Genomic DNA, 17968 nt, shown 5'->3' on the forward strand with positions numbered 1-17968 from the left:
CGCGCGGTGTGCGGGGGAGGTGGCACTTCGTCGTGTCAGCGCGGCGAGCGGGTGGGCGGCGTCGCGCGGGTGGGGGACTCCCGCTGGTGGTTCACGGCGGTCTCCAGCCGCTGCGAGTCGCGCAGCCGCTCCGGGAAGAGCCGCCCCGCCAGCGCCGCCAGCGCCGTATCACGCGCGGGAGAAGACACGGCCACCAGCCGGTCCGCCATGGCGTGCGCGGTGGGGAAGCGGGCCGAGGGGTCCTTGGACAGCGCCACCGACAGCACGTTCCACAAAGGCGCGGGCACCTCCGGAGGCTTCGTCAGCTTCTCCTGGCAGATGGCCTTCATGGTGTCCAACTCGTCCTCGCGCTCGAAGGCGCGCCGGCCCGTGAGGGCCTGGTAGAGGACGAGCCCCATGGCGAACAGGTCGCTTCGCGCGTCCAGCTTCTGGCCCAGCGCCTGCTCCGGGGACATGTAGAGCGGCTTGCCCTTCACGATGCCCGGCAGCGTCACCGTGCGCTGCGCGCGCACCTTGGCCACGCCGAAGTCCAGCACCTTCACCTGGCCGTCGAAGCCCACCATCACGTTGTGCGGTGACAGGTCGCGGTGCACCAGCTCCATGGGCGCGCCGTCCTCGCCCTTGAGCGAGTGCGCGGCGTGCAGCCCCAGCAGCGCCTGCGACACGATGGCGGACACCACCGCCGGCTCCAGCGGCCCCTTGTTGGCGCGCAAGAGCCGGTCCAGGTCGATGCCGTTCACCAGCTCCATGGCCATGTAGTACGCGCCCTGCGCCTCGCCGAAGTCGTAGACGTGCACCAGGTTGGGGTGCGACAGCCGCAGGCCGATGCGCGCCTCGTCCAGGAACTGCTGCACCATCTCTGGCTGAGCCGTCAGGTGGGGCAGGATGCGCTTGAGCGCCACCAGCCGCCCCAGCCCCTCCGGCCCGCGCGTGCGAGCGATGAGCACCTGCGCCATGCCGCCCGTGCCCAGGGGCTTCACGACCTCATAGCGGCCAATGCGTCCGCGGTTGACGGGCGTGCCCTCCACGTCCAGCTCGTCCAGCCGCTCCAGCGGTCCCCGGCCGTCCGTCAGCGCCAGGAAGGACAGCACCGCCGAGTCCAGCTGCTCGCCAATCGCCTCCACCAGCCCCATCACCCGCTGGCCGCCGTCCTCGAAGTTCCCATCCACCACCAGGCCCAGTCCACCCAGGTTCAGCCGCCCCAGGGTGAGCTGCTGGCAGAAGAGCATCCGGCCTTCGCGCAGCTTCCGGGGGCCGCTCCAGTGGGCCGCCTCGAAGACGTCCACGCCCAGCTCGCCCAGCACGCGCGTCAGCACCGGGCCTCGCGTGCCCCGGAGCGAAACGAAGCCCGCCTTCGCGTGCACCATGCGGGCGCACTGCGTGAGGAACACGTCCAGGCCGGTGTCGAGGTCCAGACCCCGCTCCAGGCAGTCCTCGAGGATGTCGTCGGCCATCCGGTTCACGGCCATCAGGCCGCGCAGGAAGGCCAGCTCTTCTTCCGGGGATTGGAATGCCACGCATTCATCAATACCCGAAAACCCGGCGGGGATGCAGCGCCCACCGGGTGGGACGTCAGACGCGCTCGCGGTCCACGCGCACCATCGGAGACAGGCGCTCCGGCAGTTCACCCAGCTCCGGCGTCGCGCGGGTCACGGGGTGCTCCAGCAGCCCGTGGCGGTCCAGCATGTACTCCAGGTGCGCCACGCGCGCGCGCAGCGCCTCCAGCTCCCCGGCGGGCCGGGCCTGGACCTCGCGCACGCGCAGCCACGTCTCAATCACGGGCTTGAGGGCGAAGCGCAGCGTGAGGCCGAGCAGCGGCACACCGACGGTCATGCCGGTGACCATGATGATCATGACGGCTTCGGTCAGCTCCATGAGGGAGGCTCCAGGGGAAAAGAGAGGCGGACCCCCGGCCTACGAACGAGGGGACCGGGCGATTGCACCGCCCGGCCCACGCCCGGGGTGAGGCATCAGCCGGACTTGGCCTGGTCCGTGTAAATGGCGTCCGCGATGCGGTACGCGCTGCCCTCCAGCCGCTGGAAGGCCTCCTTCAAGGCACCGGCGTCGGAGGTGTTGAGCACGGAGCGCAGGCGCTCCAGGTCCGTCTGGATTTCGCCGCGGTCCTTCTCCGACAGGAGGTTGGCGTACTCCTCCAGGCTCTTCTCCGTGGTGTAGATGAGCCCGTCCGCGTTGTTGCGCAGCTCCGCCAGCTCTTTCTTCTTCTTGTCGTCCGCGGAGTGCGACTGGGCGTCGTTGATCATCCCCTGGATTTCGGCTTCGGACAGGCCGGAGTTGCCCACCACGCGCACCTGCTGCTGCTTGCCGGTGCCCAGGTCGCGCGCGCTCACGTGCACGATGCCGTTCGCGTCGATGTCGAAGGACACTTCAATCTGCGGCACGCCGCGCGGCGCGGGCGGGATGCCGACCAGCTCGAAGCGCGCCAGCGTCTTGTTGTCCGCCGCCATCTCGCGCTCGCCCTGGAGGACGTGCACGGACACGAGCGGCTGGTTGTCCACCGCGGTGGAGAACACCTGGCCCTTCTTGCAGGGGATGGTGGTGTTCTTGTCGATGATCTTCGTGAAGACGCCGCCCGCGGTCTCCACGCCCAGGGACAGCGGCGTGACGTCCAGCAGGAGGACGTCCTTCACCTCGCCCTTGAGCACGCCGCCCTGGATGGCGGCGCCCACGGCGACGACTTCATCCGGGTTGATGCCCTTGTGGGGCTCCTTGCCGAAGAACTCCTTCACCTTCTGCTGCACGCGCGGCATGCGCGTCATGCCGCCCACCAGGAGGACCTGGTTGATGGCCTGCGCGGTGAGGCCCGCGTCCTTGAGCGCGATGCGGCACGGCTCGATGGAGCGGTCGATGAGGTCCGCGACCAGGGCCTCGAAGGTGGACCGGTCCACGGTCTCCGTGAGGTGCTTGGGGCCAGACGCGTCCGCGGTGATGAACGGGAGGTTGACCTCCGTCTCCGGGGCGCTGGACAGCTCGTGCTTGGCGCGCTCCGCCGCTTCCTTCAGGCGCTGGAGCGCCATGCGGTCCTTGCGCAGGTCCAGGCCGTTGTTCTGCTCCGCGAAGCGCTTGGCCAGGTAGTCGATGAGGCGCTGGTCGAAGTCCTCGCCACCCAGGAACGTGTCGCCGTTGGTGCTCTTGACCTCGAACACGCCGGCGGTGAGCTCCAGGATGGAGATATCGAACGTGCCGCCGCCCAGGTCGTAGACGGCGACGCGCTCCGTGGTGGCGTCCTTCACCTTGTCCAGGCCGTACGCGAGCGCCGCGGCCGTGGGCTCGTTGATGATGCGCAGCACGCTCAAGCCCGCGATGCGGCCCGCGTCCTTCGTCGCCTGGCGCTGGCTGTCGTTGAAGTAGGCGGGGACGGTGATGACGGCCTCGGTGACGGGCTCGCCGAGGTAGTCCTCCGCCGTCTGCTTCATCTTCATCAGCACGATGGCGCTGACTTCCGGCGGGCTGTAGCCCTTGCCCCGGATTTCAACCCACGCGTCGCCGTTGGGGCTGGACGCCACCTTGAAGGAGGAGACGCCAATGGCCTTCTTCGCCTCCGGCGAGTCGAACTTGCGGCCGATGAGGCGCTTGGCCGCGAAGACCGTGTTCTCCGGGTTGGTGATGGCCTGCCGCTTGGCAATCTGGCCCACCAGGCGTTCACCGGAGTCGGTGAAGCCCACCATGGAGGGCGTGGTGCGGCTGCCTTCGCTGTTGGGGATGACCACCGGCTCGCCGCCTTCCATCACGGCGACGCAGGAGTTGGTGGTGCCCAGGTCGATTCCAATCACCTTCGCCATGACTACTGACTCCCCCCGGAGGAACTGTCGGACGGCGCGGAAGTCTGGGGCTCCGCGCTCTTGCCTTCTTCAGACGCCTTCGGTGCTTCCGTGCCGGCCGCGGGCGCGGCGGCTTCCGGCGCCGCGGCAACGGGCTCCGGCGCCGCGACGACTTCTGGCGCGCGGGCGACGACGACCATGGCGGGACGCACCAGGCGGTCGTTGAGATGGAAGCCACGCGTCACTTCAAAGAGCACGTGGCCCGCCGGGACGTCCGCGGACTCCACCTGCTGGATGGCTTCGTGCAGGCGCGGGTCGAAGGGCTGGCCCTTGGCGGAGAAGCCCTTCACACCGTGGCGGCCGAGCGAGTCCTCGAAGGACTTGCGCGTCATGGCCACGCCCTTCTGGAAGCTGTCGAAGTCGGGGGACTTGCTGGCGGCGTCGAGCGCGCGGTCCATGTTGTCCACCACGGGGAGCAGGTCCTTGAGGAGCTTCTCCACGCCGAACTTCTGGACGTCCTCCTTCTCCTTCTGCGCGCGCTTGCGGTAGTTCTCCAGGTCCGCGGCGGAGCGGATGGCCCGGTCCTGGAAGTCCTTGGCGCGCTCGTGCGCCTCCTTCAGGCGCTCCAGCGTCTCGCGGGCCTTCGTCTGGCTGAACTCCAGCTGCGCGCGCAGCGACTCCACCTCCTGGCGGAGCGCGGCCGCGTCCTCGGTGGGGGGAGCGACTTCGGGGGTGGAGACGTCCGCCTCGGCGGCCGGGGCGGAGACGTCCAGCTCCACCTCCGTCTCCGAGCCCGCACTGTCCGCGTCTCCGTCCATCCGACGCTCGACGCTGCGAACCGCCTCGTCGATCACGTCCTGCCCGATGTCCGTCTGGATGCTGTCCTTGTCTTTGGTACCCGACACGGCGCGCACTATCTCACGCGACGCTGAGCGATCCAACAGGACCCGGGGCGGTCGCGCATGCCCAGCGTGCGGGCAGGCGCGACTTCATGGGCAGCGGAACTTCACGCCCCGGGCGCGGGTTTCTTGCGGCCCAACGTTTTCTTGGAAGCTGGTTTCTTCGGGGCCCGGGCGCCCTTGGCGGCGGCGGGAGCGCTCGCGGTCTTCTTGCGCCCGATGGATTTGCTGCCGCCCTTGGACGCGCCGGAGCCCTTGGCGCGGGCCGGGCGGCTGGGGGCGGCCTCCTCCTCCGGGGCGGCCTTGGCCGTCTTGGCGGCCTTGGCTTCGGCGTCGGGCGCGGAGGCGGTGCCGGTGGTGGAGCCGGGCTTGAAGGCCTCCTCGACGGAGGTCTCCACGCGGCGCACGGCGGTCTCGATCTTCTCCGCGGCGGTCTTGGTGGTGGCGGCGGCCCAGGTGCGCAGCTGCACGAGGCCTTCCTTCACCTTGGCCTGCTTCTCCGGGTCCTTCACTTCCTTGAGGAGGCGCTCGGCCTCGCCGCGGAGGTCGTCCGTGGTGCGCTTGAGGTCTTCACCGGTGCGCTTGAGGAAGTCCATCAACTGCCTGTCCCACTTCTCGGCCATGACGCGTCTCCTCCGTCGTCTGCTCGAACCCATCCAACTGCACGTGTGGACCGCGCGCAAAGCCTTCCGCGCTGTCCGTGTAGGACGGCGGAGCGCGCCACTGATTGCCGTGTGGCAGTGCGTCAGGGGCTCCGCCGGGGTGCAAGCGGGGGCGCGCGCGACAGTCGGATGGCAGACACGTTAAGGTGCGTGCCCTCTTCCGGGAAGGCCGCGTTGGGGCGGGCCCGGTGCTGGAGTGTTCCCATATGCCGTCCCGGTCCTTCCGAGCGCTGTCCTCGCTCGTCGTTCTCACGTCCCTGCTCGCGCTGGTCGCCTGTGGCTCCAACGAACCGGAGTCCACGGGGCCCGTGCTGCCCCAGGTGACGCTGACGGCGGCCACGGTGGGGGTGGCCTACGAGAAGGTGCTGACGGCGACGGGCGGCACGGCGCCGCTCACGTATTCGGTGGACCAGGTGCCGCCGGGCTTCTCCTTCTATGGAGACAGCGGGCGGCTGGTGGGCCCAGCGACGACGGCCGGCGAGTGGTCGATGACGGTGGTGGTGCGCGACGCGAAGGGCGCCCAGCACACGCGAGGCTATGCGTTGCGAGTGTGGCCGGCGCCGGTCATCACCACGGCGTCGCCGCTGCCCTCCACGAAGGAGGGAAGCCTCTACACCTTCACCTTCAGCTCCACGGGCGGGGCGCCGCCGCTGACCTGGTCGCAGGCGGGCGGAGCGATTCCGGACGGCCTGACGCTGACGGAGGACGGGGTGCTGACCGGCACGCCGCAGGGCCCGGCGCTGTATGAGTTCACGGTGCGGGTGGAGGACGCCAACGGCGCCCACGCGGAGGCGGTCATCCAGCTGCCCCTGACCACGTCGACCGGCGAGCTGCCCGACGGCGGCCCGGTGACGGATGGCGGCACGAAGACGGATGGCGGCACGGACGGCGGGACGAAGACGGATGGCGGGACGCAGCCGACGGCGGTGCCGTTGAAGGTGGGCAACTGGAACATCGAGTGGTTCGGCTCCACGGCCGAGGGCCCCTCGGACGAGGCGCTGCAGCTGGCCAACGCGACCGCGGTCATCGCGGACGCGGGGCCGGACGTGCTGGGCGTGGCGGAGATCGTCGGCGTGGACGCGTTCAACTCGCTGACGGCGAACCTCAGCGGCTACAGCGGCCTGCTCGCGGGTGATGGCTGGTACGGCCCCACGGCCCAGAAGGTGGGCCTGCTCTACAAGACGAGCACGGTGCAGCTGGTGAGCTCGAACGTCGTGCTGACGGACTGCGCGCAGGACTTCGCGTACCGGCCGCCGCTGCGCGTGGACCTGAAGGTGCTCCGGGGCTCCTCGCCGGTGGACCTCACGGTGATGGTGCTGCACATGAAGGCGTACGCGGACTCGGATTCATACCTGCGGCGCAAGGGCGCGGCGATGTGCCTCAAGGACTATCTCGACACGAACCTGCCGACGCAGAACGTGATGGTGCTGGGCGACTGGAACGACGACGTGGACGCGTCCATCTACACGCCCTACGAGTCGCCGTACCTGAACCTGGTGAATGATGCCGCGCGCTACAAGTTCCTCACCCAGCCGCTGTCGGAGTCCGGCGAGCGCTCGACGGTGAGCAACAGCCAGTTCATCGACCATCAGCTGGCGACGAACGAGCTGGCGGCGTACCACGTGGCGAACTCCACGAAGGTGCTCAAGCCAAGCATCGTCAGCTACAAGAGCACCACGTCGGACCACTACCCCATCTTCAGCAATTTCAACTTCGGCTCGGCGGCGCAGTCGGGGAGCGTGAAGGTCACCGCGCCCAACGGCGGTGAGACGCTGAATGCGGGCCAGACGTTCAACATCACCTGGACGTCCAGCAACGTGTCGCAGGTGAACATCACGTACACGCTGGACGGGACGGTGTGGCGTTCCGTGGCGTCAGGCCTGACGGCGTCCACGGGCCGCTACGCGTGGACGGTGCCGAGCGAGTCCTCCACGCTCGTGCGGGTGCGGGTGGCGGACGCGGCGCGCGCGGACGTGGCGGACGTGAGCGACGGCGCGTTCACGCTGACGCGGCCGGTGCCGCAGGTGTTCATCAACGAGTACCTGGCGCAGCCATTCAATGGTTCGTCGGGGACGCCGGATTACGACCAGCAGTTCGTGGAGATCTACAACTCCGGGACGACGTCGGTGGACCTGAGCGGCTGGATGATCCACGACGCGAAGTCGTACTCGGGCCTGGAGGCGGCGCGGCACACGTTCGTGTCTGGCACAGTGCTGCCGGCGCGCAAGGCCTACGTGGTGTATTCGGGGTTCTCCGCGGTGCCGGTGGGGGCGCAGTACGCGACGTACGCGAACAACAACGGCTACGGATTGCGGTTCGACCGGGGCGTGAACCAGGGCGGCGCGGGCGACATCGTGTACCTGGTGCGCCCGGACGGGACGGTGCAGGACAGCCACTCGTACCAGAGCGCCAGCGTGCCGGTGGACTCTGGCTATTCGTTCAACCGGAGCCCGGACCTGAGCCCCACGGGGACCTGGGTCCAGGGCTACAGCCTTTTCTATTACTCCTCGACCCCGGGCAAAAAGGCGAACAACACCGCGTTCTGAAGCGCTTCGCGGTGAGCTGACTTCCACCTGGGGTTCTGCTTGGGTGGGAGGATGCACGTCTGGATTCACGTGGGGAGGAGCGTCACGGCCGTGGCGCTCTGCCTGTGGCTCGCGGCCTGCGGTGGGACGCGTGGGGCCGTGGCTCCGCCTTCGCGGGAGGAGCTTCCCTGGCGGGTGCTGCTCCTGAGGGAGGCCCCGGATGGGAGCTTCGCCCAGGAGTGGCGGCCGGCGAGGGACTTCGACCTCGCCCCCCTACGTGAATGCCCCCGAAGGCCGGCGCATCGTGCGGACCGCGCGCTCCGTGCGGGATTGTGATGCGGAGAACCGCGAGTGCATCCTGGAATGCATGAGCCGGCCATTGTCGAGCGACTTCAGTCACATCACGAAACGGCCCGGGCTTGGAGGCAAGGAAGCGTACTGCGTCGGCCGGTGCAAACAGCCCTACCAGGACTGCATCGATCTCGAGAAGCTCCGGCCCCAGGAGCTTTCCTCACTGGATGCTGTCTCCGAATGGGCCCGGCGCAACCAACGCGCCATCCTGGTGGGCAGCGTGGTGGTCATCGCAGGGGTCGTGTTTGTCGTCGTCTCAGCGGGCGTGGGGCTCATCGTGCTCGCGCCCGCACTGCTTCTCACAACGTCATCCGTGGCCCCAGCACAACACCTGGTGGAGTGCGCACCATGATGCACTTCTTCGACAAGTTGGAGGTGCTGGGACGGCACTACTCGGAGAGCACCTCCGCGGAGGAGAAGCAGGCCTTCCTCTTCGCGATGGACGCCATCTACTTCATCCTGGGCACCGGGCAGGGCACCGAGTTTGAAGCATATGTCCAAAGCCAGGAGGCCTCCGCGCCTCCGTTGGTCATCGCCCGGTTCAAGACCCGAGAGGAGGCGGAAGCCGCGATGAACGCGCGGAAGCCCCCAATCGACTCGGCACGCGTGCTGATTGGAGACGACTACTACTCCGCCATGTTCGTTCCAGCCACGGGGCGAACCCATCTGATCTTCATGCCCCCCTTCATGGAGCATTACCTCCAGGAGATGGCGGATGAGCGGCGCCGGCCTTCGGGCCTGTCCTTCGCCACGAAGGAGGAGGCGGAGGCGTGGATGAACCAACAACACACGCCGCCCCAACAGGTGGTCATCGACATCGCGGGGGCGCCGTATCTGGCCGCCTACCACCACCGCATCGACTACCGCGTCCTCTATCCCCTGCCCGCCCCCACGCCTCCATCCCAGGAGCCGTGAGGGCGGCACGGTGAGGACTACAGCCGGAACTGCACGCGCACGCCCGGCTGGATCCAGACGTGGATCTGCTTTTCATCATCGGAAAGGTCGTCGCTGATTTCCGCGGCATTGCCCAAGCGGATCGCCCCCTTGTTGTACTGCCCCACCGACGCGGAGATGTAGGGCCCCACCGCGAACGACGCGCCCCCAGGCCGGAAGGCGATCAACCCCGCGTTCTGAAGCGCTTCGCGCTGACATGACTTCCACCTGGGGTTCTGCTTGGGTGGGAGGATGCACGTCTGGATTCACGTGGGGAGGAGCGTCACGGCCGTGGCGCTCTGCCTGTGGCTCGCGGCCTGCGGTGGGGCGCGTGGGGCCGTGGCTCCGCCTTCGCGGAAGGAGCTTCCCGGCCAGGTGCTGCTCCTGCATGAGACCCCGGATGGGAGCTTCACCCAGGAGTGGCGCGCGGCGGGGGACTTCGACCTCGCCAGTTACGTGAGGGCTCCCGAGGGTCGGCGCATCGTGCGGACCGCGCGCTCCGTGCGGGACTGTGACGCGGAGCACCTGGAGTGCATGCGGCAGTGCAAAGGCCGCCCACTCCCCAAGTGGTTCGGCCATTTCCGCGTGCCACGCGGCGACGGTGGCAAGGAAGCCTATTGCAACGACCAGTGCCTGCCGCCCTACCAGGACTGCATCAAGCTGGAACAACTCCAGCCCCAGAAAGTATCCTCAACCGAAGAACTGTTGGACTGGGCAAGCCGGAACCGGAAGTCTCTTCTGGTTGGCGCTGTCGTCGTCATCGCGGGTGTTGCCTTCGTTGTTGTCTCCGCGGGTGCGGGACTCGTTGTACTGGCACCCGCACTTCTCATGGCAACCGAAGGAGCAGTCGGACTTCCACTGGCGGAGACCGTGCCGTGACCAAACTATTTGACCAGTTGGAGGTGCTCGGGCTGATCTTGCTCGATGACGCACCCCAGACGCCCGGCAGCGAGGAGGCGATTCGCATCGCCGCGAATGCCATCCAGTTCATCTGTTCGACAGGCCAGGACAACGCACTCGAGGAATACGTCCAGAGCCTCCATGCCGGTGCCCCGCCCCTTGTCATCGGCCGGTTCGCCACGAAGGCGGAGGCGGAGGCGGCCATGGCCGCTCGGAGGTGGCCGGTCCATGTTGCAGCCGTGCTGATTGGGGACGATTACTACACCGCCATGTTCGTTCCAGCCACGGGAAGAACCCACCTGGTCCGGGCAGAAACGTTGGACTTCTACCTCCAGGCCATGGCGGATGAACGGCTCAAGCCTTCGGGCCTGTCCTTCGCCACGAAGGAGGAGGCGGAGGCGTGGATGAACCAACAACCCACGCCGCCCCAACAGGTGGTCATCGACGTCGCGGGGGCGCCGTATCTGGCCGCCTACCACCACCGCATCGACTACCGCGTCCTCTATCCCCTGCCCGCCCCCACGCCTCCATCCCAGGAGCCGTGAGGGCGGCACGGTGAGGGCTACAGCCGGAACTGGACGCGCACGCCCGGCTGGATCCAGACGTGGATCTGCTTCTCGTCATCGGAGAGGTCGTTGCTGATCTCCGCGGCATCGCCCAGGCGGATCGCGCCCTTGTTGTACTGCCCCACCGACGCGGAGATGTACGGCCCCACCGCGATGGAGCGGGTGAGCTGGAGGTCCACGCCGAAGTGGGCGTGGCCCAGGTCATAGCCCTCGAGCTTGAACCAGGCGCTGTTGGAGCCTTCGCCCACTTCCAGCGAGCCGATCTCATAGCCCACGCCCACGCCCACCCACGGCGAGACGAAGCCGGCCGGCCGGAAGTGGTAGTCCAGGTCGATGCCGAAGCGCAGGACCTTGCTCTTGCAGTCCGCGCCGTCCGCGCACTCGTCACCGGGACCGGAGCCGATGCCGTACTGGAAATAGGCGCCCAGCGAGAGCTGCCGGTTGAAGAAATAGGAGACGTCCACCTGCGGCGCCACGGTGCTGCCGAACGTGTCCTTCAGCGAGAGGTCGGTGCCGGCGTCGCCCACGGGGATGCCAAAGGCGCCGCGCACGCCCAGCGCGAGCCCGGAGTTCGAGGGTTCCTGCGCCGCCGCCGGCAACGCGCCCAGGCAGGAGGTCAGCGCCAGCGATGCGATGAAGTGTCGAGCAGTCATGTCGTCCAGGGTGAAGGGGCCGCCTTCCGACGGCGTGGGTTGGGTGTTGGCGGCGCAACGCATTGCAAGCCCACGGCCAGGGTTCACAGGATGCGGGCCCCCGGGCTTCGCACGTCGCGGGGTGTTGGAACAGCACTGAAGCGCGACAGGAATGTCAGTCTTTCGTTTCAGCTCATGGCAGGTCCACGCCGTGCCAGAGTCCTGGAGCAAGCCATGTCATTCCCCCCGACCGAAGACTCCGACATCGTCCGCTGGCTGCGCGCCGAGCGCGAAGCCCGTGGGCTGGCCCGCATCGAGCTGTCCGCTTCGTTGAAGCATCAAGGGGAGATCATGGATGAGACGTTGATCTTCACGGCGCCGGACGGAGCGCTGACGTTCGGTTCGCTGCCGGAGGCGCCGCGCGCCCAGGTGCAGGGGCTGATGCGGTGGCATCACGCGTCCGCGCCTGGACTGGGGGACATCGCGCTGGCCATCGTCTGCGACGCGCACGCGGCGCCGCGCATCCAGATGATGGACGCGGTAACGCGGGAGCATGACGCGAAGGTGCAGGCCCGCGCGGAAGCCCACTTCGATTCGCGGCACTACGGTCGCGCACTGGCGCAGCGGGTGGCGGAGCTGTTGGACGCGGGGGCGGACCTGTCCATCACCGTCGACCCGCGCGAGGGTGTGTCCCGCGCGCTGTGGCGGTCCGGGGATGGCACGTACGCTCAGGGGCTGCGGTACATCCAGGGAGACGCCAGGCCGGAGCGGACCTTCGCGTCGCGGGACGAGTTCATCCGCTGGCTGGCGGAACAGAGCGACGAGTCCCTGGCGAAGGAGGGCTTCCCGGACGACCCTCGCATGTGGGGCGTGGCGACGTTCAACCGCGAGTTCTTCGCGCGGAAGACGGGCCGGCGGTCTTAGCTGCATCCACACGAACCTGTCCGACAGTCGGACAGGTTTGGACGGCCTCGACTGGCCCCCTTCAGCAGTGCGCCCCAGTGCCGCCCCGGACCCCTGCGGCTCCTGAACGAGTGAACGTCACCCTGCGCAAGGCACTCCTGCTCTCAGGGCTCATCGCATTGATTGGCGGATGCGTTCGGCACGAGCCCTCATGGACGGGAGAGGTGCAGTGGCCGGATGAACGTTCCTCGACCTCCGTCCTCCCCTTCACCGAAGCAGGTGCCGCGGTGGCTGCGGCAGGCGCGCTGCGGGAAGTGGTCCGGACCAATCCCCATCCACAGCTCTTCCATGGCTGCGCGAGCCCGGAGCAGGGTCTTGATGTCGCGGTCTTCACCGGACCAACCATCGGCCTGTACTACGTCGCCGTGGAACAGCGCTTTAGCCGGTGTGGTGGTCCCAATGGCCGGGTCCTCGACTGGTGGCAGGTCTACGCTGTCACCCCCCAAGGCGAAGTGGTAGCGAAGGCCCCGCGCACCCCCGACGTCCCCATGGAAGTGCAGCCCGACGCAGCAGAGGTCCTCGCTGACAGCCCTGCTCCGCCCACCGAGGAGCAGGCTCCGCTTCGCGAAGCACCTCCAGCCGAAAATTCGAAGGCCGAGTAGGCCTTCCCCCACGCAATCCTTGAGGTAGGCTGGGTTCTCCTTGTCCAGCCGCCGCAGCCAAAGGCCTCTCAGGCCCGTGGACTCTCATGCGTGTCACCCCTATCTGTTAGGTTTGAAGGATGGAGGTGACCTGTGATGTCGCTGTCCACTTCGCTCATTCCCCTGGTGCTGACGGTCCTGATGGGCACCACGGCGGTGGCGCAGTCCCGCACTCCCGTGGTCATGGAACGCAAGGCCCGGCAGCTCACGTTGCGCTCGGAGGATCCTCCGGTGCTTCATCCGCTGCATGTCGCGGCCCATGAGGTGACCACCGTCACCTTCGATGCGCCCATCGTTCCGGAGTCCGTGGACCGGAGCGTGCTCGCGCCCTTCTTCTCCCGTGTGACGGTGCATGAGGACGTCCTCGTCCTCAAGGCGTCCATGGACATCCCCGCTGGCAAGGAGCCCGTGTTCACCGTGCGCTTCGCGGGACCCGGTGCTCCAGCACAGGTGGGCTTCGTGCTCACGACCGTGGCGGCGGAGGTGGATTCACAGGTGGAGGTGTTCCGGCAGGGGCGCACCGCGCAGGATTTGGGGAAGGAACTCGCGGACCTGCGGGCCAGGTGCGCGGTCACCGAGGCGGGGCTCGCGACGCTGCGTGCGCAGTGCGCACTGCGTGGACTGGGCGGCACGGTGTTGATGGGGGATGTCACTCGTGAAGGTGTCGCGGTGACCTACCTCCTGAAGCCTTCCTCGAGCCCAGGAATGACCGCTGAGAGCCCTCATGTGCTCTACCGCACGGAGAACACCCGTGCCCTGTCGACCTCGCTGATCAACGCCGTAGGGAGCGCTCCTTGGATACCGGGCTTCGCCCGGATGACACCGCGCGGGCCCAACGCACTACCGGCCCGTGAGTTCCCTCTGCTCATGCACGTGAAGCAGCTGGCGCCTGGGGAGCAAGCCACCGTGGTGGTGGAGTGGCCCGCGCTTCCGGACCTGCCCGCTGGCACGTCCTTCACACTGGAGTTGCTGGACGCAAAGGGCGAACGCGGCGTCCGCTGGGAACAGGTGACGCCATGAGCCCGCATGAGGCAACGCCCGGCGAACAGGCCGGGCCTGAGCATCACGCATCCACACAGCCCGCTCAGATAGCCCATGGCCTTGCCCGACCTTCGTTGCTGCTGATGGTGGATGCGCTTCCTCCAGGCACACTCATCGGGCCCTGGCGCGTCCTCCAACGCGTGGCTTCAGGCGGGTACGGCACGGTCTACGTCGTTCAGGCGAAGCACCGTCCTCGCGGCAGGCGGTACGCCCTGAAGCTGGCGCGGCAGCCCGACAGCCCCTGGTTCTCACGCGAAGCGGAGGTGCTGTCCCGACTGCGTCATCCGGGAGTGCCTCGCTTCGTGGAGGCCGGGGCATGGAGACCGGGCTCCGGGAACCATCCGTTCCTGGTGATGGAGCACGTGGACGGCGAGTCGCTCTATGAGTGGGCCCGCGCGCGCAACCCCACGGCCCGCGAGGTGAGCGCATTGCTCATCCAGGCCGTGGAGATCCTGGCCTTCGCGCACCAGCACGGTGTCCTGCATCGCGACGTCAAAGGCGACAACCTCCGCGTCCGGCCCGCTGGACGGCTCACCCTGTTGGATTGGGGTGCGGGCTGGCATCCCGAAGCAAAGCCCCTGACCGGAACAGGCCAGCTTCCTCCTGGCACGGCTCACTACTTGAGCCCCCAGCTCCACCGCTGGCGGATGGCGGTGCCGTCGCAGGAGTGCCCTCGCTACGGCGTGACAGATGAACTGTACGCCTTGGGCGTCACCTTCCATCGATTGCTGACCGACAGCTATCCGGCGCTCCCGCTGGAGGGAGAAGAAGCCGAACGCGCATGGCCCAACCCGCTGGTGCCGGAGGCGCTGGCTTCACTCGTCACCCGCCTGCTCGCATTCGCGCCCGAAACGCGGCCTCCCAGCGCCTCCGCCCTGGCCTCCGAACTGCATCAGGTCCTGGCCCATGCGGATGCAACGTGGGACCAACCCCTGTTCGACTGGGCCACACCTCCCTCTGATTCCTCACGCACGACGCAGGCGTCGCCCGGGATGGCGGGGCCGGTGGCACCGGGTCAGGAGGTGCCGCTCCAGCATGCACGCCTCCAGCGCCTGGACCGGATTCAACGCCTTCGCGAAGAACGCGAGCTGCGTCGCCGGTTTCCGCGCCATGTCGCCCGGATGGAGGCCCAGGACATCCTCGGCGCGAGCACAGTGCGCCGCCGACAGACGCTGCGGGCCCTGGGGCGGCAGGGGGCCGTGGGATTCGTATGCGTGCTGGCCATGGTCTGGCTGGGCTGGAGCCTGGGACTCTTTGCAAGGTCCGGCGCCGATACGCCAGTTCCCCCTTCCCTGCCTCCCGTGGCGCGGACGCCTGGGCCCGACCAAGCTGCCGCGTCCGGAGCGGCCCCTCCTTCCCCTGCGCCGCTCCAGCCGGAGAAGGACACCATGAGCATTCCCTTGAAGCAGGACCCACCTGTCCGCGGACGTTCGCTGTCACGCGGATGCACGTTGGCTGTCGGTGCGGCGACAACCCTCATTGCCTGCTCGGGTGCGCAGGTGGTGCCCAAGCCCCAGCGCTGTCCCACGGAAGCGCTGGAGGCGATGAAGGCGTTGAAGCTGCGACGGGATGCAAAGGCAGCCATCACGGTCGACATCCGCTATCCCTTCCGTCCGGATGCCGAAATGCTCGCCGTGCACGACGGAGACATCGTCAGCGTCCAGAAGGAAAAACGCGGCGATCTCCCGGAGGGGACCCTGCTCTACGGACGGCTGTGGACAGGGGGCGAACGCGTCATGGGCCGCTACACACGAGCGGAGACGCCTGACGGCCGCACCTACCCGGTCTGCTTCGTCCTCGGGAATGACGATGGCTTCTGGCCGCTGGAGACGGGCTCCAAGCCCGGTGCCGCGCTCCTTCCCCGGACCGCGGGCTACACCGTGGTGGACGCGTTCCCGTAGCGGCCCTTACGGTCATGCGCCTGAAGTAAGACCCGAGGGATGAGCCACATCCTGGCGAACGAAGCGCTCCGCTCCGTCGTGCTCTACCATCCCAAGCCCACCGAGGGCTGGCGCTACGCCGTCTACACCCAGGAAGGCGTCACGGATGGGAGGCTGCTCGGCAGCACTCCCTCCACTTCGTTCGAGGAGGCCCGAGCCCGGATGGAGCAGACGCTGGTGGAACTCTTCGGCCGCCCCTCCACGCTCCGTTGGAAGGAGACCTCTCCGGGATGGTGGACAGGTGAAGCGCTGGATGGCCCCGCGTGAGCGCCCGCGCTACTCCAGCAGGTCCAGGACCGCCAGGGGCTCCTTGGATTCCAGCAACTCCAGCCTGTGACGAGCCTTCACCGCCAGTTCGAGCGGCTGAACGCCATGGCGGAACCAGGCATGCGCGATGCGGTCGATGCCCGCGCCAATCAATGGCGCCGCCGTCCGCAAGCTGGCGCGGAGGGCCACTGCGTTCGTCTGCCCACCGTGCAGCACCAGGTTGCGCTGGCGATAGAGCCGACGGAATGCCCGCACCGCATAGCCCTCTACGTCCTTCAGCTTCTTGCGAGGGTCCTTGAGCACTCCCTCCATGCGTGCGACCGCCGCCCGGTGACTCCAGACTGGCTCTGCCCAGGTGAGCGGATGGGCCTGCAGGATGGCCTCGCCCATCACGGATGCGCGTTCGTGATTGCTCGCGCACCGCAGGAGTTGCTCTCGCGGAGGACTGACGCTGCCTCTGATTTGAAGGGAGGCCAGCAACGTCAGCTCCGCCCTGGGAAACGAGCACGCCACCAGGGAAGCCAACCGGTCACCCGCAGGTGATTTCTGACCGTCCTCGGGCGCGACCAGCAACGCTTCGATGGAGGCCCAGCCAGCGGCCACCGCGACCACGGCGGGCGCATCCAGCTGACCCAGCAACTCGAACGCCGCGTCGACACGGCTGGGCGGCCCGGACGCGAAGAGCTGGTCCTGACGCTCCAGGCTGCGCACCTCGACCCGTCGATGCCGACGGAGCGGTAGCGGCTGCTGGATGCCTTCGACGTACGCGTGCTCCCCGTGCCGCATCGGATGGCCTGTTCCAATGAGAAGCCGGGCGAACAGCTTCTCCACCGTCTCCGCGGCCCGCTCCGCCGCGGCGAAGGCATCGCGGGCGTGAACCGTCAGCAACCATCCTCCGCTCTGCCGTACATGGGCAGCGTCGAATCCATTCGCGAGGAACCATTTCGAAACCGTGGGCGCGTCACACCATTCGCGCGGTGGAGGCCCCTGGAGGCCCAGCGCGTTGTGCACGGTCAGGAGGACCTGGAAGCACGAAGGTGGCGTGCGAGCCAGGGCATGGGCGTCCTCCAGCAACTCCGAAAGGCGGTAGGTCTGCGTGGAATGGATGAGCCGGTAGGTCAGCCAGCGATGGAGGAAGTCGGGGCTGAACCCTGCATCCAGGAGATGAGACGCCACGGCACGGGCCACCCGCTCCGGTTTCACCGGAATGCCCCGCGCGAGCTGTCCGGCCCAGCGCGTCAGGTACGACGCATCAATCTCTTCCGTGAGACGGTGCACCGCGGGCAGCTCGCCGGAGCGAGGTCTCAACGGCGAGCCCAGCAGACGCTGCAACAGGCTCCGAGACTGGGGGGCGATGCCTTCATCCGGCCCCAGGGTCCGAGACAATTCATTCGCCAGCCACTCGACCGCTTTGTCGGAGAGGACGCCCTCCGGGACGGCCTCCACCGCCTCCAACAGCTCGCGGAGGCTGAGCACCGTTCCCACCTCCCAGAGTCCACGGAACCAGGCGGTGCGAGCCGAGAAGAACTCCAAGAGACGTGCCGCCACCCGCTGTGAGCTGTCCTTGATTTCGAGCACCGAGCGCCTTACTTTTCGAGCAGGTCGCTAGACCGCTCTCTATTCGGAGGCCGTCACCCAGCGGGAGTCGTTCATCCCCGTGGGTCGCGGCCTCCATTTTTTTGTCCGCGGACAGGGTGACGGCTTCCGCCTCCCCTGCTTCCGCGAACCTCCCCCGCGCTCAATGCAGGATTCGAACCCGCGACCTTTGGCTCCGGAGGCCAACGCCGGTTTCGCAACGACTTCCGGGCCCGGGCTCAATAAAACGCGCGCCGTGCGTGTGGGGACGACCCGAATTTCGGGGTCATTTCG

At 67.9% G+C, this 17968-nt stretch carries 18 protein-coding genes and 1 tRNA gene; 10 read left to right on the top strand and 9 right to left on the bottom strand.

Annotation, left to right across the window (positions count from 1 at the left end; translation table 11 throughout):
* Nucleotides 1-35: 35 nt before the first annotated feature.
* The 5 genes from GTZ93_RS21485 to GTZ93_RS21505 form a co-directional block, all read right to left on the bottom strand.
* Entirely contained in the window at nt 36-1469 is a 1434-nt protein-coding gene (locus tag GTZ93_RS21485) for a serine/threonine-protein kinase (RefSeq protein WP_167548309.1), read from the bottom strand.
* A 103-nt stretch (nt 1470-1572) separates the two neighbouring features.
* Entirely contained in the window at nt 1573-1875 is a 303-nt protein-coding gene (locus tag GTZ93_RS21490; RefSeq protein WP_121778421.1) for a hypothetical protein, read from the bottom strand.
* 95 nt (nt 1876-1970) lie between these two features.
* Nucleotides 1971-3800 (bottom strand): molecular chaperone DnaK, encoded by a 1830-nt coding sequence (gene dnaK, locus GTZ93_RS21495; protein ID WP_139919752.1) that lies wholly within the window; start codon nt 3798-3800, stop codon nt 1971-1973.
* Nucleotides 3801-3802: 2 nt separating this feature from the next.
* Complete coding sequence (gene grpE / locus GTZ93_RS21500; RefSeq protein WP_390624886.1) at nt 3803-4693, bottom strand: nucleotide exchange factor GrpE; 891 nt, start codon at nt 4691-4693, stop codon at nt 3803-3805.
* Nucleotides 4694-4785: 92 nt separating this feature from the next.
* Nucleotides 4786-5301: a transcriptional regulator gene (locus GTZ93_RS21505; protein WP_139919754.1), complete on the bottom strand. Its 516-nt coding sequence runs from the start codon at nt 5299-5301 to the stop codon at nt 4786-4788.
* A 245-nt stretch (nt 5302-5546) separates the two neighbouring features.
* Here GTZ93_RS21505 and GTZ93_RS42335 point away from each other — a divergent pair, with 245 nt between their 5' ends.
* The 3 genes from GTZ93_RS42335 to GTZ93_RS21520 all read left to right on the top strand — a co-directional run bounded on the left by GTZ93_RS42335 (nt 5547) and on the right by GTZ93_RS21520 (nt 9131).
* A complete protein-coding gene (locus tag GTZ93_RS42335) occupies nt 5547-7886 on the top strand; it encodes a lamin tail domain-containing protein (RefSeq protein WP_180946103.1) in 2340 nt (779 codons plus the stop codon).
* A 256-nt stretch (nt 7887-8142) separates the two neighbouring features.
* Nucleotides 8143-8568, top strand: coding sequence for a hypothetical protein (locus tag GTZ93_RS42880; RefSeq protein ID WP_257979296.1), 426 nt, complete (start codon nt 8143-8145; stop codon nt 8566-8568).
* On the top strand, nt 8565-9131 hold the full coding sequence (locus GTZ93_RS21520) for a head protein (RefSeq protein WP_139919755.1): 567 nt from the start codon (nt 8565-8567) through the stop codon (nt 9129-9131). The genes GTZ93_RS42880 and GTZ93_RS21520 overlap by 4 nt, the downstream gene beginning before the upstream one ends.
* Before the next feature lie 17 nt (nt 9132-9148).
* Here GTZ93_RS21520 and GTZ93_RS21525 read toward each other — a convergent pair whose 3' ends face one another.
* On the bottom strand, nt 9149-9337 hold the full coding sequence (locus tag GTZ93_RS21525; protein ID WP_139919756.1) for a hypothetical protein: 189 nt from the start codon (nt 9335-9337) through the stop codon (nt 9149-9151).
* Between the two features lie 187 nt (nt 9338-9524).
* Here GTZ93_RS21525 and GTZ93_RS42885 point away from each other — a divergent pair, with 187 nt between their 5' ends.
* A complete protein-coding gene (locus GTZ93_RS42885) occupies nt 9525-10028 on the top strand; it encodes a hypothetical protein (RefSeq protein WP_257979297.1) in 504 nt (167 codons plus the stop codon).
* A complete protein-coding gene (locus GTZ93_RS21535; RefSeq protein ID WP_139919757.1) occupies nt 10025-10594 on the top strand; it encodes a head protein in 570 nt (189 codons plus the stop codon). The genes GTZ93_RS42885 and GTZ93_RS21535 overlap by 4 nt, the downstream gene beginning before the upstream one ends.
* A gap of 17 nt (nt 10595-10611) precedes the next feature.
* On the opposite strand, the gene GTZ93_RS21540 is transcribed toward GTZ93_RS21535, so the two are convergent.
* Complete coding sequence (locus GTZ93_RS21540; RefSeq protein WP_161662957.1) at nt 10612-11268, bottom strand: outer membrane beta-barrel protein; 657 nt, start codon at nt 11266-11268, stop codon at nt 10612-10614.
* Nucleotides 11269-11481: 213 nt separating this feature from the next.
* Between GTZ93_RS21540 and GTZ93_RS21545 the strand changes: the two genes are divergently transcribed.
* The 5 genes from GTZ93_RS21545 to GTZ93_RS21565 all read left to right on the top strand — a co-directional run bounded on the left by GTZ93_RS21545 (nt 11482) and on the right by GTZ93_RS21565 (nt 16099).
* Nucleotides 11482-12171, top strand: a complete 690-nt coding sequence (locus tag GTZ93_RS21545) for a hypothetical protein (RefSeq protein ID WP_139919759.1) — start codon at nt 11482-11484, stop codon at nt 12169-12171.
* 110 nt (nt 12172-12281) lie between these two features.
* Nucleotides 12282-12812, top strand: coding sequence for a hypothetical protein (locus tag GTZ93_RS21550; protein WP_257979298.1), 531 nt, complete (start codon nt 12282-12284; stop codon nt 12810-12812).
* 135 nt (nt 12813-12947) lie between these two features.
* Nucleotides 12948-13871 (top strand): DUF2381 family protein, encoded by a 924-nt coding sequence (locus GTZ93_RS21555; protein WP_139919760.1) that lies wholly within the window; start codon nt 12948-12950, stop codon nt 13869-13871.
* Nucleotides 13872-14032: 161 nt separating this feature from the next.
* Nucleotides 14033-15793 (top strand): serine/threonine protein kinase, encoded by a 1761-nt coding sequence (locus GTZ93_RS21560; RefSeq protein ID WP_161662958.1) that lies wholly within the window; start codon nt 14033-14035, stop codon nt 15791-15793.
* 39 nt (nt 15794-15832) lie between these two features.
* Nucleotides 15833-16099, top strand: a complete 267-nt coding sequence (locus GTZ93_RS21565; RefSeq protein ID WP_139919762.1) for a hypothetical protein — start codon at nt 15833-15835, stop codon at nt 16097-16099.
* A gap of 9 nt (nt 16100-16108) precedes the next feature.
* Here the strand turns inward: GTZ93_RS21565 and GTZ93_RS21570 are convergent, their stop codons facing one another.
* Nucleotides 16109-17677, bottom strand: a complete 1569-nt coding sequence (locus GTZ93_RS21570; RefSeq protein WP_139919763.1) for a hypothetical protein — start codon at nt 17675-17677, stop codon at nt 16109-16111.
* Nucleotides 17678-17837: 160 nt separating this feature from the next.
* Nucleotides 17838-17908: transfer RNA gene (locus tag GTZ93_RS21575), tRNA-Arg, on the bottom strand.
* Nucleotides 17909-17968 lie beyond the last annotated feature (60 nt).

Source organism: Corallococcus exiguus, from assembly GCF_009909105.1.
GTDB lineage: Bacteria > Myxococcota > Myxococcia > Myxococcales > Myxococcaceae > Corallococcus > Corallococcus exiguus.